Consider the following 15,303-nt stretch of genomic DNA (forward strand, 5'->3'; position numbering starts at 1 on the left):
TTCAGCTCCTTTTTTTTATGATATCTATCGTATCAATGAAAAACTAGCATTAAATTCTTTCATAATTCCACTTTCAGTATACTGAACTTTAAACCAGTATTGACTGGATGGGAGCAGGTTTCCATTATAAGTTCCATCCCATTCTCCAGAAGCACCTAAGTCTTTTAGCAACTTTCCGAATCTATTAAAAATTACTATTCCATTAATTTGAACATTATCATTACCAACAATCCCCCAAGTTTCATGAAAACCATCTCCATTAGGTGTAAAATATCTTGGATAATCTACTACAAATTCTACTGGTAACTCTATCTCACCGCACATACGCACATCCCTAACATATATAACATGCTCTCCTCTATTCACCCTAGTAAACACTGTAGAAGTTTGCCAATCGCCACTATCTAATCTATATTCATACTCTCCGATCGCTCCAACACCAACTATTACCTGAATAGTAGCATTATCCGAAAAAGCACCAGAAACTAATTCTGCAGTAAAATCTTCTTGTTGTGGAGGGTATGATTCTATAACTACTGTTGATACTGATGAAACACAAGCAGTTTGGATATTTGTCACTAAAACAGAATATTGACCTGGTGTATTGGGATTATAAATCGATTCTGTTTCACCAGGAATTTCATTTCCGGCTGTTGTGGTAACACCCACATACCATTGAAAATCATAAATAGTATCAGCTAAACCTGTATCAATTACATCTGTTGGCGTTAAATTAATAACCGTTCCATCATTTTCAAGACAAATAACGTACTCTTCTTCTAACATAAAATCCGGTAGCTCATTGACAATCAATCGAACTGGAACTACCCTAAAACAATCATTCCCGCTCACTAAAGGATCAAAACGAATATAAACCGTTTGATCAAACTCTTGTATATTTTGATATGAGGAAGGAGATACTATTGTAGTTGCGTTACCCGATTGAGCATCCTCTATAACTTCGTAATATTGAATATCATAATCAGAAGCACTTAAATCATTTGACGCGTCGGTGTCATTTAAATTAAGAATATCTTGTGTAGCTTCGGTAAGATCAAAGACTGCAATACCAGCTTCATCCAACTCACATGTTTCTAATACACTTGGAGTTAGATTAAAAGCATCATATAAAATAGTCTGTAACCGCAGTGTAACATTAGAAACACAACCATTGTCGTCATCTCTACCAACCACTATAATATCTCTTATCTGCATCATACTAATATATCCAACTGGATCAGTAATAGCATTATCTATATCTACATCAGCTTGAGATTCATAATAGGTGAATGTAATATTTGTAGCGCTCCCTGCTATCTGACTCTCTCTTACCGTTAAGTCATATACTGTATTTACCTGATCACTACACAATACAATAGGATCCGGGTCTGTTAATTCTGGATTAGGAAGCACTCCTAAATCAAAAGAAATAGTAGCTCTAAAACACTCGTCAGCATCTCCAACACCATTATTATTTTCATCAAATTGAGCACGAACCCATATGGTCTGCGGATTCGTTTGATTTGTAAATAACCCCACAATAGCTCCTGTATTATTATTTGCTTCTACTTCTGTTCTATGATAGCTTATCAATAACACTTCAGTTTGTGTTCCAATTACTTCAGAATCTTTCTCTGTTAAATCAAATGTTGCCTGATTAGCATCATTACTACACAAAATAAAATCAGATACCGGATTATTTAACGGTAATGGATTCACTTCTAATCGTATGTGTTGCCCCAAACCTAAACATTCATTATCAGTCCCATCATCCACTCTTATATATAAATCCTGAACAAAAGGAGATGCATCATTTCTGTGATTTGAAGGGTCAACAATCTCATTTTCCTCTGCTAATGCATCTGCTAAATTTTCATAATAGGTAACAATTAAACTTTGACCAGGCGGATACAATGCCTCTACCTGATTTGTTGCGCTACTAAAATCAAAAGTTGCAATTCCATTAGCATCATCATTATCTATATCAATAGTATCGCATTCATTATATAAAAGATTAAAACTAGCAGGAATCTGGGTTGCAGAAACCACCAAATCAATCTGAGCAGTTCTAAAACAACCATCATTAGTTTCTATCCTAGAGAAAACTGTACTAGTTATCGGTGTGGGATTAGGATACACTGTGAAATTTACAATTTGACTAGTTACATCTTCATTAATTGCCGCAATTTCCGTTAAGTAATACGTAAAAGTCTCGTTTGAAGCATTCCCAGAAATCAAAACATTCGCCTCGGATAAATTAAACAAGGAAATACCATCAGTATCATCATCACATTGCAACAAAGATACTATAGGCAAAACCACTGGAAGAGGATTAACAATTAACTGAAAACTTGTAGTCTCATAACAACTTCGCTCCAATACATTTTCTATCCTTATATATATGATCTGCGGATTCGAAGTGTTTGTATAATTATTAGGTAATGTTGTGCCTATAACCCCAGCATCAGCGTCAACTTGAGACTCATAAAGAGAAACAGAAAAATCAGCAGCATTCTGTGTTCCCAAAACCTCCGTTGCAATATTAGAAAAATCAAATTCTATAGCTCCATTAGTATCGCTACCATCAAGATCATTATCACATAACTCTATATCCTGTGGTACATTTGCTACTGGATTCTGATATACTCTTAACACAAAAGATGTCACCTCGAAGCATATCTGATTCGTCCCGCCAATTCTAGCCCAAATTGTTTGATCAGCAACAGTATTTACAAAAGTATCCGGATTAGCTATAATATTATCACTTGTAGCACCTCTATAGTTCTCTGCATCTGCTTGAGTCAAATGATATGTCACTGTGAATTCTGTAGGATCTTGCCCTCCAATAATAACAGAAGAATTCTGAGTAAGATCAAAAGTATCAAAACCATTTCCATCGTCATCACAAGACATCAAATCCATTGGTGTATTAGCAACCACTGGTTCAGTGTAAAAAGTAATTACTATCTCATCTGTTTCTGTATTTCCATCAATATCTTCGATAAGTAGCTGATATCTTCCTGTTGTAGTTACCGTATAAGTTGGATTCGTTTCTCCTGAAATAACATCAAATACCATCGTTATTTCATTAAACAACGACCATTCGTAACGAACAGCCCCATCTGATTCTCCATCCAAAATCACAGGGGTAGACCCACAAATGTCTTGATTTGGCCCAAGAGTAGCTTCTAATATAGAACAATCAGTAGAACCAGCTCCTCCTGTTTGCTGAAAATTAATAAAACCAGGACTTCCAGAAAAATTGGTGATTAATACCAAATAAAAATCACCAGCTGTTGCACCGGCAATATCCATTCTTTCAACAGCATCGGGCAAGTAACTACAATCCACCGTGCTAGCCGCTGTTAATTGTGCAGTACAAGGAGAAATCGGATCAGGAAAAGGACCATAACATATAAAATCCACATCTAATTGGGTTCCAGTACCATCTTCGTTAGAAGATTGAGAGATCGTAAAAGATAAATTTCCTGTATCATTTATCTGTAAATAATACCACGCAGGAAAAGGTTGTGTCGTTAAACAACCATAGTTAGGACCAACTTCCGAACTATTCACACAACTACTATTAGAGCTATTACAATTAGGAAAAACAATACCTGTAGCACTACAAAATGGATCAGCACCATCATCTCCAATCGCATCTGCGCAAACCGAACCTTGCGCTACACTCAGATTAGTGTATATAAAAAGGCATAAAAACAATATTAGCGTAGGTGTTCTCTTAATCATTACCAACATTTAAATCAATGATAAAACTGTTACTATTTCTTAAACTCAAAGCATTCCTATATAAAACAATCTTACAAAGAGAAACCCTAAGAAATACTATTATAAAATTTAAATAATTAGATTTTTGATTCTTTTAATTGATACAGTTACAATTCAAGAATAAGAGAATTTCCTTTTAGCAAAACCTCAAAATACACATATTATCAGATCATAATAGCTGACAAAAAAACAAATTCTATTTTAAAAAATCATCGAATTAAAGAAAAACTACCTGCAAAAATTTTTCTGCTTCTATTAGGATCACGATCGGCTTGTTCATTAAACTCTACTTTAAACCAATACTGTGAAGAAGGCATTAAATTTCCGTTATAAGTTCCATCCCACCCAGCTCCAGTTGGATTCAGTTGTTTTAATAATTTTCCGTGTCTATCAAATATATAAACCAATGCAGGAATGGGTTGATCTTCAGGATTAATTAAATTCCAAGTATCATGAAAATTATCTCCATTAGGAGTAAAATATCTAGGATATCCTAGAATCATGATATCTACAGACATCCTTTCATTATCTGGACAATTAACATATCTGGCTACAATCCTATAATCACCTGCAGGAATCCCTTCGAAAACTGGCGAAGACTGAAAAGCCCTATACTCTACAAAAATGCCATCCATATTAACATCTCTATCTAATCGATATTCGAAATCAGTAAATCCTTCATTTTCGACAATTGGGTCTGTTGATACTTCTGCCGTAAGTGTATAATTATTAGAAAACGATCCTTCTGTAATTGTATAACCAACCTCGAAAGTTATTTGAGAAACGTCTAAAACTGAAACCTGATCCGGAGAGTCAGGAACTTCAATGCCACTAGCATCAAAACCTCTAAGCCTATATATGCCATTAGAATTTACCTGGTCATAGAAAGGAAAAGTTGCCCCAGGAATATCTACAAAATTGGTATTCCCTAGATCAGCTCTTGACCATTGAAAAGTTACAGCTGCAGGAACTGCAGGCGGACCCGTACTTGCCGGAAATCTTCCTTCTATAGTCAATGGAAACTCTCCACAAGTAGCAATTCTATCCTGAGGAATACCTGGTTCTAACACACTACAATCCGTAGTTCCTGCACCATCTTCTCCTAGATTTGTTTGCTCTAATTGTATAACCCCTGCCTCATCGGAGAAATTAGTAATTAATACAATATAAAATTCTCCTGTTTGAGCATTAGGTATGGTAAAGGTTTCTATGAAATTGTCATCCGATGTTCTTGCATAACTACAATCTATGATATTCGTATTATCTTCATCATTGATATAAAAATCTGGTTCATCAGCATTGTTTGCACATTCAGCCGGACGAATATTTTCTCCATCTCCATTAAGATCACACCCTCGCGGTAGCTCATCTTCACAATTGATAATAAAAGAGGTCTGAAATGGTCCCCACGCAATAAAATCAACATCTAACTGTCGTTCATTGCGGTCTAAGCGATTATCACCATCCGCATCCATCCATTGACGAATATCGAAAACCAAATCACCAGCTTCATCAATAAGCAAAAAATACCAAGAAGGATTTGGCGTGGTGTTTAAACATCCAACTTCTCCTAAACCGTCTAAATCGCCAGTGGTGTTGGGAAAAGTAAGCTCTAAAGAAGCATCAGAACAAAAAGGCTGGGAATTTTGACAGGCCGTATCAAAGTCCTGAGCGTTTAGTAATGTACTACTAAAACAAAATAGCACAAATAACAATAAGATTTGAGGTAGTAATTTTGTCATATTTTATATAACGTAGGTTAGTTGATTTTCTTATGTAGGAATTAAATTTACTAATATAAATATATAGCGCTTAAAAAACAATGACATTATTTATAATTGTTAACATAGCTTTCACTAAGTAAAAAGACAAAATCGTATCTTTGCAGCCCATTTGCAGTTGATTTTACTTGAATTCAGAATAGTATATGGATTTATTAATAATTTTCGACGTATACATTGTAGGGAATTTAAAAAGAAGAATGAGTTAAAATTGTACATTCCAGCAAGGTATTGTTTCAATTTTAATCGAAGGACACATTTTATATCATAAATAATGTGCGTGCGTTTTTTATAATTCTTTTATATTTTATAATAATAAAATTTTGAACTTTTGAAGATAGATAAGGCCCTCGAAGCTATTGAAGCGCTAGGTGATAATCATGTAGCTACTAGCGCAACCACTCCTCTGAGAGAAGATGCATTTAAATTAAGTGATAAAGAAAAGATCGCTTTGATTAAAGATGATGTTAAACATATTATGGAAACTTTAGGATTAGATCTTAGTGACGATAGTCTTAAAGGCACCCCTCAAAGAGTTGCAAAAATGTTTGTAAACGAAATTTTTTCAGGATTACATCCTGAAAGAAAACCAGAAGCTTCTACTTTTGACAACAACTACAAATATGGTGAAATGTTAGTAGAAAAAAATATAACTGTATACTCTACTTGCGAACACCATCTTTTACCAATAATTGGTCGTGCTCACGTAGCTTACATCTCTAACGGAACTGTTGTAGGGTTATCTAAAATGAATCGTATTGTTGATTATTACGCAAAGAGACCTCAGGTACAAGAGCGTTTAACTATGCAAATTGTACAAGATCTTCAGGTAGTTCTTAACACAAAAGATGTTGCTTGTGTAATAGATGCAAAACATTTATGTGTAAATTCTCGGGGAATACGAGACATAGAAAGTAGCACAGTAACTAGTGAGTTTGGCGGAAAATTCAAAGAGGACGCTGTTCGAAGAGAATTCTTAGACTATATCAAACTAGAAACTACTTTTTAATTTTATCTTTAATCAATAATAACAAGCATTTACCAAAATTATGGCAGTAGCTCCGTTGTACAAAACTCAGGAACTAAAGATTTACAATTCTATTTCTGGTCAAAAAGAAGTATTCACTCCTATTACGGAAGGTAATATAGGTATGTACGTCTGCGGACCAACCGTTTATAGTAATGTGCATTTAGGAAATTGTCGTACGTTTATTTCTTTTGATTTAATTTATAGGCATCTTAAACATTTAGGATACAAAGTACGTTATGTAAGAAATATAACCGATGCTGGCCATCTGGAAAATGATGCTGATGAAGGAGAAGACAAGGTTTCTAAAAAAGCTAGATTAGAGCAATTAGAGCCTATGGAAATTGTACAACGTTACACGCTTGATTTCCACAATATACTTGCTAAATTTAACAATATCCCGCCCAGCATAGAACCAACAGCGACCGGTCATATTGTTGAACAAATTGAAATGATTAAATCGATAATCGATAATGGTTTTGCATACGTTACTAATGGCTCTGTATATTTTGATGTAAAGAAATTTAATGAGACTAACGATTACGGAAAGTTAAGTGGTCGTAATCTTGAAGATATGATTGCCAATACCAGAGAATTGACTGCGCAAAGTGATAAAAAAAATCCACAGGATTTTGCACTATGGAAAAAAGCAGAGCCAGAACATATTATGCGTTGGCCATCGCCTTGGAGTGATGGGTTTCCAGGATGGCATTTAGAATGTACGGTAATGAGTACAAAATATCTAGGAGAGAAATTTGATATTCATGGAGGTGGAATGGACCTTAAATTCCCTCATCACGAATGCGAAATTGCTCAAGGAGAGGCAGCTTGCGGAGTAAGTCCAGTAAATTACTGGATGCATGCTAATATGCTTACGCTAGATGGAAAAAAAATGTCTAAGTCTACAGGCAATATCTTATCACCTGCAGAAATTTTTAATGGAGAAAGCGATAAACTAAATAAGGCTTTTGCTCCTACAGTTGCTAGGTTCTTTATGCTACAAGCTCATTACAGAAGTATCTTAGATTTTTCTAATGATGCTCTTGAAGCTTCAGAAAAAGGTTTTTACAGATTAATGGAATCTATTCAAACATTAGAAAATTTAAAAACTAGCAAAGCTACAGAAGGATTCGATGTTCATAATTGGATTAAAGAATGTTATGAAGCAATGAATGATGATTTTAATAGTCCGATTCTAATTGCTAAACTTTTTGAAGCGGTAAAATTTATTAATTCTATAAAAGAAGATAAAGCTTCAATATCTATAGATGATTACAAACTAGTTCACAAAACAATAAATGAATTTGTTTTTGATGTTCTTGGATTGGTAAATATAAATGAAGCTTCTTCAGACATTAGTAATAAACTTTCGAGCACCGTTGAATTATTAATTCATCTAAGAGCTGAAGCAAGAGCAAATAAAGATTTTGCAACTAGCGATAAGATCAGAGACGAACTATTAGCTATGGGAATTCAGCTAAAGGACGGCCGCGAAGGAACCACTTTTACTCTAAACTAACATTAACACTTTATTTTGGGTTCAGATTTAACCTTAAAAAAGATTCTAATAGCACCATTCATTGGTCTTGTGAAATTATATCAATACGTAATTTCGCCTTTAACCCCTGCTACATGTCGTTATCAACCCACTTGCTCACACTACACTGTAGAAGCGTTAGAAAAACACGGTCTACTCAAAGGAGGGAAACTAGCTATAAAACGCATCTTTAGTTGTCATCCTTGGGGACGTAGTGGTTATGACCCTGTTCCGGATATCAACGAAAAAAAGAAAGTTAACTCATCTAAATAGCACTTTAACTCATTATTATTCCATTTGTAATTTCGAATTTAATTAAATACCTATATTTACCCTTGAAAAATAGATTTCCACATGATATTCTCTAAAATAGTTTGGAATCCCATCGAAGGATTCGATCTTGGCTTTTTTGTCATTCGTTTTTACAGCCTAATGTTTGTAGTTGCATTCTCACTAGGCTGGTATTTAATGAAGAAGATATATATCCGAGAAAATATTTCTATGGAAAAGTTAGATTCTGTATTCATTTATGCAGTGATCGGTACTTTATTAGGTGCAAGATTAGGACACGTTTTTTTTTATGATTGGGATTATTATAGAAATAATTTATTGGAAATTATTTTACCATTTAAATTCAATCCGACGTTTGAGTTTATTGGTTTTAGAGGACTAGCGAGTCATGGAGCTGCAATTGCTTTTATTATTGCTATGTACTATTATTCTAAAAACGTTTTGAAGAAACATCCTTTATGGATTATGGATAGAGTTACCATTCCAGCTGCTGTTGGAGGGATTTTTGTACGATTAGGAAACTTTTTTAATTCAGAAATAATAGGAAAAGCTTCGGGTGATTCGGCTTTTGGAGTAAAGTTCATTAGAGACGGACTGCGTAAAGGAGAAGTAGTAAGAGAAACTGGAATCAAAAATGTGAATGAAGCATATTCTGCTGTGGTCAATGATCCACAGTTTTCTAATCTATTAGAAGCAATTCCATATCGACATCCTGCTCAACTGTACGAAGCATTTGGATATATCTTTGTATCTCTAATACTTTGGTTGTTTTACTGGAAAACAGATAAAAGAAAGAACAGAGGTTTTCTTTTTGGAATGTATATGATTCTGATCTTCATTGTTCGTTTTATTGTCGAAAATGTTAAAAAGAGCCAAGGAGGTTTTGAAGATACTTTAGGAGAATCATTATCTACTGGTCAATGGCTAAGTATACCTTTCATTCTTGTTGGTTTATATTTTGTGGTTAGAGCCAAAAAAGTTCCGGAAGACCCTAAATCATATACACTAAAATAACAAACTTAATAAGAGTTTAAAAAAGAGGATAAATTTTAGAATTTATCCTCTTTTTTAGTTTTGTTAAATATATTTTCATACCAGAAAAATTTCATTAGCCACTTTCTTTTTCTAATATCTATCATCAAAAAGATCTAAATCATATACACTTAAGTAACCAATCATTCTTTACAAGAAAAGTTCTTTTTTATTTCTCTCATTAATAGAATTTTCAAAAATCTATTTTGATTTTAAACCTTTTTACTTTTTATAAGTCTAAAGTTTTACAACTTAAAAGACACAAATCATGAGAACACCAATGTTGCTATTTTTAGGAATATCCCTTTTCTTAAATAACTCCATACTACTTAGCCAAAATACTAACTTGTACGGCCCCGAAAGTTTTATAAGTATTTCCGAAGGAGAAGGAGGGTTTAATGCCGTCCTAGAAGGAGGGGATCGATTTAGTAGAGATCACGATGTTGTCGGAGACATTAATAACGATGGAGTACTAGATTTAGTAGTAGGAGCACGATCAGATGATGATGGTGAAACAGATGCGGGAGCAGTGTATATTTTATTTATGAATTCTGATGGAACTGTATCTACGCATCAAAAAATATCAATGCTAGAAGGGGGTTTTAACGAAATACTAACCGAAGGAAACTTCTTTGGGTATGGTGTTGCAGGCATTGGGGATTACAATGATGACTCAATTCCAGATATTGCTGTTTCCGCTCCAACTCAATCTAACAATGCTCTATACATTATCCACTTAAATCGTGATGGCACCGTTAAAAATTTTGTAAAAAACTCTAATATTATAGCTCAGGGGCTTTCTGCCATTGGAGACCTTAACGAAGATGGAAGGATCGATTTAGTAGCTTGCAATCCAGGTTCTGATGATGGAGGAACAGACAGAGGAGCCATTAATATTTTATTTTTAAACGAACTATCAGAAATTGAAACTTCGGATGTAGTGACAATAAGTTCAACAAACGGGGGATTTGGATCAGGGTTAGAAAATGGCGATTCTTTTGGTGGCCGCGAGGTTGCTATGCTAGGAGATATAGATAATGACGGTAATAAAGAACTTGCTGTAGGAGCATTTCAATCCGAAGGTGGTAAAGGAGCTATCTGGATTCTATCTTTAAGCAATGATAATTACAATGTTATTTCTAAACAAAAGATCACAGAAGGAATAGGTGGTTTTACCGACAACTTGGATGACGAAATAAATCCTAATGGAACAAGTGGAGCTCAATTTGGACATGCTATGACAAGTCCAGGAGATCTCAACTCAGATGGAGTTCCTGATTTAATAACAGGTGCCAATCAGCAAGATGAGGGTCATGCCTATATCCTATATCTCAACACAGATAAAACTGTAAAAACATATACTAAAATAAGCAATACAGAAGGTGGTTTTAATCTTTCTCTAGAATCAGAAGAACGCTTCTCTAGATCAATTTCTTTTATTGGCGATCTTAGAGGCGATGGTAGTCTTGCTATAAATATTGGAGGTGGCGCAGGAGGAACTGGAACATTATACATTCTATTTTTAAAACCTTGTGAGTTCTCTCAAGAACCTGGATTTAATTTTTGGAATGGAGGAACAACCTTATTCTCCAACTGGAACCACAATACACAAACGGTTACTGGACCATTAAGTTTTGAACAATGCACAGTAAAAGCTTATGAAACTGATGCTATCTATGTCACATTTAAAGAAAGTGATGGCAGATGTATTTGCAAAGCAAACGATGCTTTTTTAGATGAGAGTGATGAATTGAGCTCAGCATTTACGAATAGCTGTTCTAACGACAACACACTATCTATAACAGATTTATTTAAAAACAACTTAATTGCATACCCGATTCCAACAGAAAATCACCTTAGAATTGTCGGTTTACCATCAACATTAGAGTTTAGAAAAATCGAAGTTGTAAACATCACAGGAAAATCGTTTCCTATAAAAAATTATTCGATGATTAATAATGAAACAATTGAAATTGATACGCAAAAATTACCAAAAGGAGTCTATTTTTTAAATATTTATAAAAACGAAAAAGCTTTTGATTCTATAAAATTTATTAAATAACAAAAAAAAGAGATCAGTAACTAGTGTTACTGATCTCTTTTTTTTGTGAAGTCATTGTATTTAAAAAACCTCGTTAGACTCTTTTAACTTCTCGGTATTCTCTACCAACTGAAGTTCGTCTATAATTTTTTGAATATCTCCATTAATAATATTACCTAGATCATACAATGTCAATCCGATTCGATGATCCGTTACACGACCTTGGGGATAGTTATAGGTTCTAATTTTTGCAGATCGATCTCCAGAAGACACCATACTCTTTCGTTTCTCTGAATCGGCTGCTTGTTTTTTAGCTAGCTCTATCTCATATAATCTGGATCTTAATACTTTTAAAGCTTTTTCTAAGTTTTTATGAGAGGATTTCTGATCTTGACAACTTACAATCATTCCTGTAGGCTCGTGATGCAATTTAATTGCAGAATAAGTGGTATTCACCGATTGTCCTCCAGGACCAGTAGAAGTAGTTCGTTCAATTCTTACTTCTGTCATATCCAGTTCTACATCAAACTCTTCAGCTTCAGGCAACACCATTACAGTAGCAGCACTTGTATGAACACGTCCCTGAGTTTCCGTCTGAGGCACACGTTGCACACGATGCACTCCTGCTTCGAATTTCATAGTTCCGTAAGCATCTTCACCATTGACTTCTAATATAATTTCTTTATAACCACCACTGGTTCCCTCACTTAAATCAACTACACTAACACTCCAACCTTTACCTTCACAATATTTAGTATACATCCTAAATAAATCTCCCGCAAAAATACTAGCTTCATCTCCACCTGCTCCAGCACGAATCTCCACGACACAGTTTTTAACATCTTCTGGATCTTTAGGGACTAACATATACCTTATTTTTTCCTCTAAAATTGGTAATTCCTCCTTAGCTTCTTCTAATTGCATTTTTGCCATCTCGACCATTTCCGCATCACTGCCATCATCAATGATCTCTTCTGCCTCTTTCTTATTATTAGTCAACTCAATATAGTGATCCCTTACATCCATAAGTGCTTTGAGATCCTTATATTCTTTATTGAGCTGCACATATCTTTTCCTATCAGAAATAATATCTGGTTGAATAATAAGATCGGTCACCTCATCAAATCGTTGCTTTACAATATTTAATTTATCAATCATAGTTCTATCTATCCTGTGCTTGGAATTTACAAAAGTACGCTTTTTTGTCCAAAGGTCGCATTGGCTTTTAATATTCTCTAGCGGTATTATATAACCCAAAAAATTGTATTTTTACAATTGAAATGTTAAATTATAAGCGCACATATAATAATAACCTGATCTCAAGTTGGTTCATTACGCTTTCACTTTTCCTTGGTATTGGAGGATACACCAATTATACGCCACCAATTGTTGCTCAAACTACAATTGAATTAGTCATTTATAATAAGAAAAGTTACAATAAGACATTCTCATATTCGGAAGCTTTACTCATTAAGGAACATTTCGATACTTATAACACCTACCTAAAACAGATATCAAAATATCACACTACAATTTCTTTGATTAAGATAAAAGAGTTCAACAACTCTATTCCTTTATCAATAATGCACAAAGTATTCTTTATCAGAAACAATAACTACACCGTTGAAGAAGACTCTTTTCATTTAGTATAACACCCTATTCTTGGCTTTTTAGCCAACTTTCAAAACATCTAAACACTGCTATCATAAAAAGATAGCAGCTTATACTATTACCAAAAATGAAAAGATTAAAAAAAATACTAAGACGTATCATCTTACTATTATTTATTGTTATGGTAGCCATGATTCCTGTTCCAATTTTCTTTCAGAAAAAAGAAGGAAAATTTAACGATGATAACACTATAGAACTTACAGAAACAAAAGAAGAAGACACAGAAACAAAGACTGTTCAATTTAATAATGAACTAGGATCATAAATAAACCTACTGCTTTACTGATTATATAGTATCGAGAGCCTGGAGAGTTACCAAAATGATTTTTCAGGTTTTCGAAATAAAACATAACAGTTTATAATAATTTACGACTTTTGTAAGTGATGAGTAATTTTCAAATTGGTTTAGGTGGAGGTTGTCACTGGTGTACTGAGGCAGTTTTCCAATCGTTAAAAGGAGTAACTTTGGTAGTACAAGGTTATATTTCCAGTATTAAAAAAAACAACTCTTTTTCTGAAGCAGTAATTGTATCTTATAATCCCGAAATTATTTCGTTAAGAGACTTAATTGATATTCATTTACATACACACAATAGTACTTCTGACCATAGTTTTAGAGAAAAATATCGGAGCGCTGTCTACTATTTTGAAGAGAAACAAAAACCGGTTATCGAAACTTACATAAATGAACTAAATGAAGATTTTGAAAACGAGGTTATCACACAGATTTTAAAATTAGATAAATTCGATCTATCTAGATCTGAACTTTTAAATTATTACAAAAAAAATCCTGAGAAACCATTTTGTAAACGGTATGTACACCCCAAACTTAATTTACTTAGAAAAAAATACATTGAAAAAACAAATCTTTAATTACGCTACCCTATCTAATTATAAGTGTATGTCCCAAACTCACTATTAATAGTAAGCTTCTTTTCTTCCGAATCTTCAACACGCCCAACAATTTTAGCTTCTACATTAAAACTTTTAGAAATCGAAATAACCTCATCAGCAATCTCCGGAGATACATACAATTCCATTCTGTGTCCCATATTAAAAACTTGATACATTTCTTTCCAATCTGTACCTGAGTTTTCTTGTATCAGTTGAAATAAAGGAGGAACCTCGAACAAATTATCTTTAATGATATGCAAGTTATCTACAAAATGTAAAATCTTAGTTTGTGCTCCTCCACTGCAATGCACCATTCCGTGAATAGTTTCGCTATCAAATTTAGATAAGATCTTTTTTATTATTGGCGCATAGGTTCTTGTTGGTGATAATACTAATTTCCCTGCATCAATTGGAACGTTCTTTACCTCATCCGTAAGATTGGTTTTTCCAGAATAAACAAGATCAGAAGGTACTGCAGCATCAAAACTTTCTGGATATTTCTCTGCCAGAACTTTATGAAACACATCGTGACGAGCAGATGTGAGACCATTACTTCCCATTCCGCCATTATATCCTTTCTCATAAGTAGCTTGACCAAAAGAAGCTAAACCAACTATTACATCTCCTGTTTTTATATTTGCATTATCAATAACGTCACTACGTTTCATACGTGCTGTTACTGTAGAATCCACGATAATAGTTCTTACCAAATCCCCTACATCTGCAGTCTCACCTCCTGTAGAGTGAATCGTAACCCCAAAACTTTTTAACTCTTCCAGTAATTCTTCTGTTCCATTAATAATAGCTGAAATTACTTCTCCAGGAATTAGATTTTTGTTTCTACCAATAGTTGATGAAAGCATAATATTATCAGTAGCCCCAATACACAACAAGTCATCAATATTCATTATTAATGCATCCTGAGCAATACCTTTCCATACAGAAACATCTCCTGTTTCTTTCCAATACATATATGCCAGAGAAGATTTAGTACCAGCACCATCTGCATGCATAATCAAACAATAATCCTTATCACCTGTAAGATGATCTGGAACTATTTTACAAAATGCCTTTGGAAAAAGACCCTTATCTATATTCTTTATAGCACTATGGACATCTTCTTTAGATGCTGAAACCCCACGCTGAGCGTAACGTTTACTTACTTCTTGACTCATTATTATAATATTATGCGGATAATAAAGCGCAAAGATAGTTGAAATTCTGAATTCAGAATTCTGAA

12 protein-coding genes are annotated in these 15,303 nt (G+C 34.0%); 8 read left to right on the forward strand and 4 right to left on the reverse strand.

Translation table 11 applies throughout. The annotated features are described in order from the left end of the window. Positions 1-24: 24 nt before the first annotated feature. Together Q0921_RS13165 and Q0921_RS13170 are read right to left on the reverse strand one after the other, a co-directional pair. Entirely contained in the window at positions 25-3,750 is a 3,726-nt protein-coding gene (locus tag Q0921_RS13165) for a T9SS type B sorting domain-containing protein (RefSeq protein WP_299257566.1), read from the reverse strand. Between the two features lie 248 nt (positions 3,751-3,998). Then, complete coding sequence (locus Q0921_RS13170; protein ID WP_299257568.1) at positions 3,999-5,531, reverse strand: T9SS type B sorting domain-containing protein; 1,533 nt, start codon at positions 5,529-5,531, stop codon at positions 3,999-4,001. Between the two features lie 370 nt (positions 5,532-5,901). On the opposite strand from Q0921_RS13170, the gene folE reads away from it, so the two are divergent. The 5 genes from folE to Q0921_RS13195 all read left to right on the forward strand — a co-directional run bounded on the left by folE (position 5,902) and on the right by Q0921_RS13195 (position 11,519). Further along, the gene (gene folE / locus Q0921_RS13175; protein WP_299257570.1) at positions 5,902-6,579 is read left to right on the forward strand and encodes a GTP cyclohydrolase I FolE; all 678 of its coding nucleotides are present in this window, start codon (positions 5,902-5,904) and stop codon (positions 6,577-6,579) included. 40 nt (positions 6,580-6,619) lie between these two features. Further along, positions 6,620-8,116, forward strand: a complete 1,497-nt coding sequence (cysS, locus tag Q0921_RS13180; protein ID WP_299257572.1) for a cysteine--tRNA ligase — start codon at positions 6,620-6,622, stop codon at positions 8,114-8,116. A 15-nt stretch (positions 8,117-8,131) separates the two neighbouring features. Next, the gene (gene yidD / locus Q0921_RS13185) at positions 8,132-8,407 is read left to right on the forward strand and encodes a membrane protein insertion efficiency factor YidD (RefSeq protein ID WP_299257574.1); all 276 of its coding nucleotides are present in this window, start codon (positions 8,132-8,134) and stop codon (positions 8,405-8,407) included. A gap of 81 nt (positions 8,408-8,488) precedes the next feature. After that, positions 8,489-9,439, forward strand: coding sequence for a prolipoprotein diacylglyceryl transferase (gene lgt, locus Q0921_RS13190; protein WP_299257576.1), 951 nt, complete (start codon positions 8,489-8,491; stop codon positions 9,437-9,439). Between the two features lie 286 nt (positions 9,440-9,725). Beyond that, positions 9,726-11,519, forward strand: a complete 1,794-nt coding sequence (locus tag Q0921_RS13195) for a T9SS type A sorting domain-containing protein (protein ID WP_299257578.1) — start codon at positions 9,726-9,728, stop codon at positions 11,517-11,519. 60 nt (positions 11,520-11,579) lie between these two features. Here the strand turns inward: Q0921_RS13195 and prfA are convergent, their stop codons facing one another. After that, positions 11,580-12,656: a peptide chain release factor 1 gene (gene prfA, locus Q0921_RS13200; RefSeq protein WP_299257580.1), complete on the reverse strand. Its 1,077-nt coding sequence runs from the start codon at positions 12,654-12,656 to the stop codon at positions 11,580-11,582. Positions 12,657-12,778: 122 nt separating this feature from the next. Between prfA and Q0921_RS13205 the strand changes: the two genes are divergently transcribed. The 3 genes from Q0921_RS13205 to Q0921_RS13215 all read left to right on the forward strand — a co-directional run bounded on the left by Q0921_RS13205 (position 12,779) and on the right by Q0921_RS13215 (position 14,042). After that, positions 12,779-13,150 (forward strand): hypothetical protein, encoded by a 372-nt coding sequence (locus Q0921_RS13205; RefSeq protein WP_299257582.1) that lies wholly within the window; start codon positions 12,779-12,781, stop codon positions 13,148-13,150. An 86-nt stretch (positions 13,151-13,236) separates the two neighbouring features. Then, positions 13,237-13,434 (forward strand): hypothetical protein, encoded by a 198-nt coding sequence (locus tag Q0921_RS13210; protein WP_299257584.1) that lies wholly within the window; start codon positions 13,237-13,239, stop codon positions 13,432-13,434. Between the two features lie 119 nt (positions 13,435-13,553). Then, positions 13,554-14,042: a peptide-methionine (S)-S-oxide reductase gene (locus Q0921_RS13215; RefSeq protein WP_299257586.1), complete on the forward strand. Its 489-nt coding sequence runs from the start codon at positions 13,554-13,556 to the stop codon at positions 14,040-14,042. Between the two features lie 14 nt (positions 14,043-14,056). Here the strand turns inward: Q0921_RS13215 and Q0921_RS13220 are convergent, their stop codons facing one another. Then, on the reverse strand, positions 14,057-15,238 hold the full coding sequence (locus Q0921_RS13220) for an AIR synthase related protein (protein WP_299257588.1): 1,182 nt from the start codon (positions 15,236-15,238) through the stop codon (positions 14,057-14,059). Positions 15,239-15,303 lie beyond the last annotated feature (65 nt).

It is taken from the genome of uncultured Aquimarina sp. (assembly GCF_947496855.1).
Classification (GTDB): Bacteria; Bacteroidota; Bacteroidia; order Flavobacteriales; family Flavobacteriaceae; genus Aquimarina.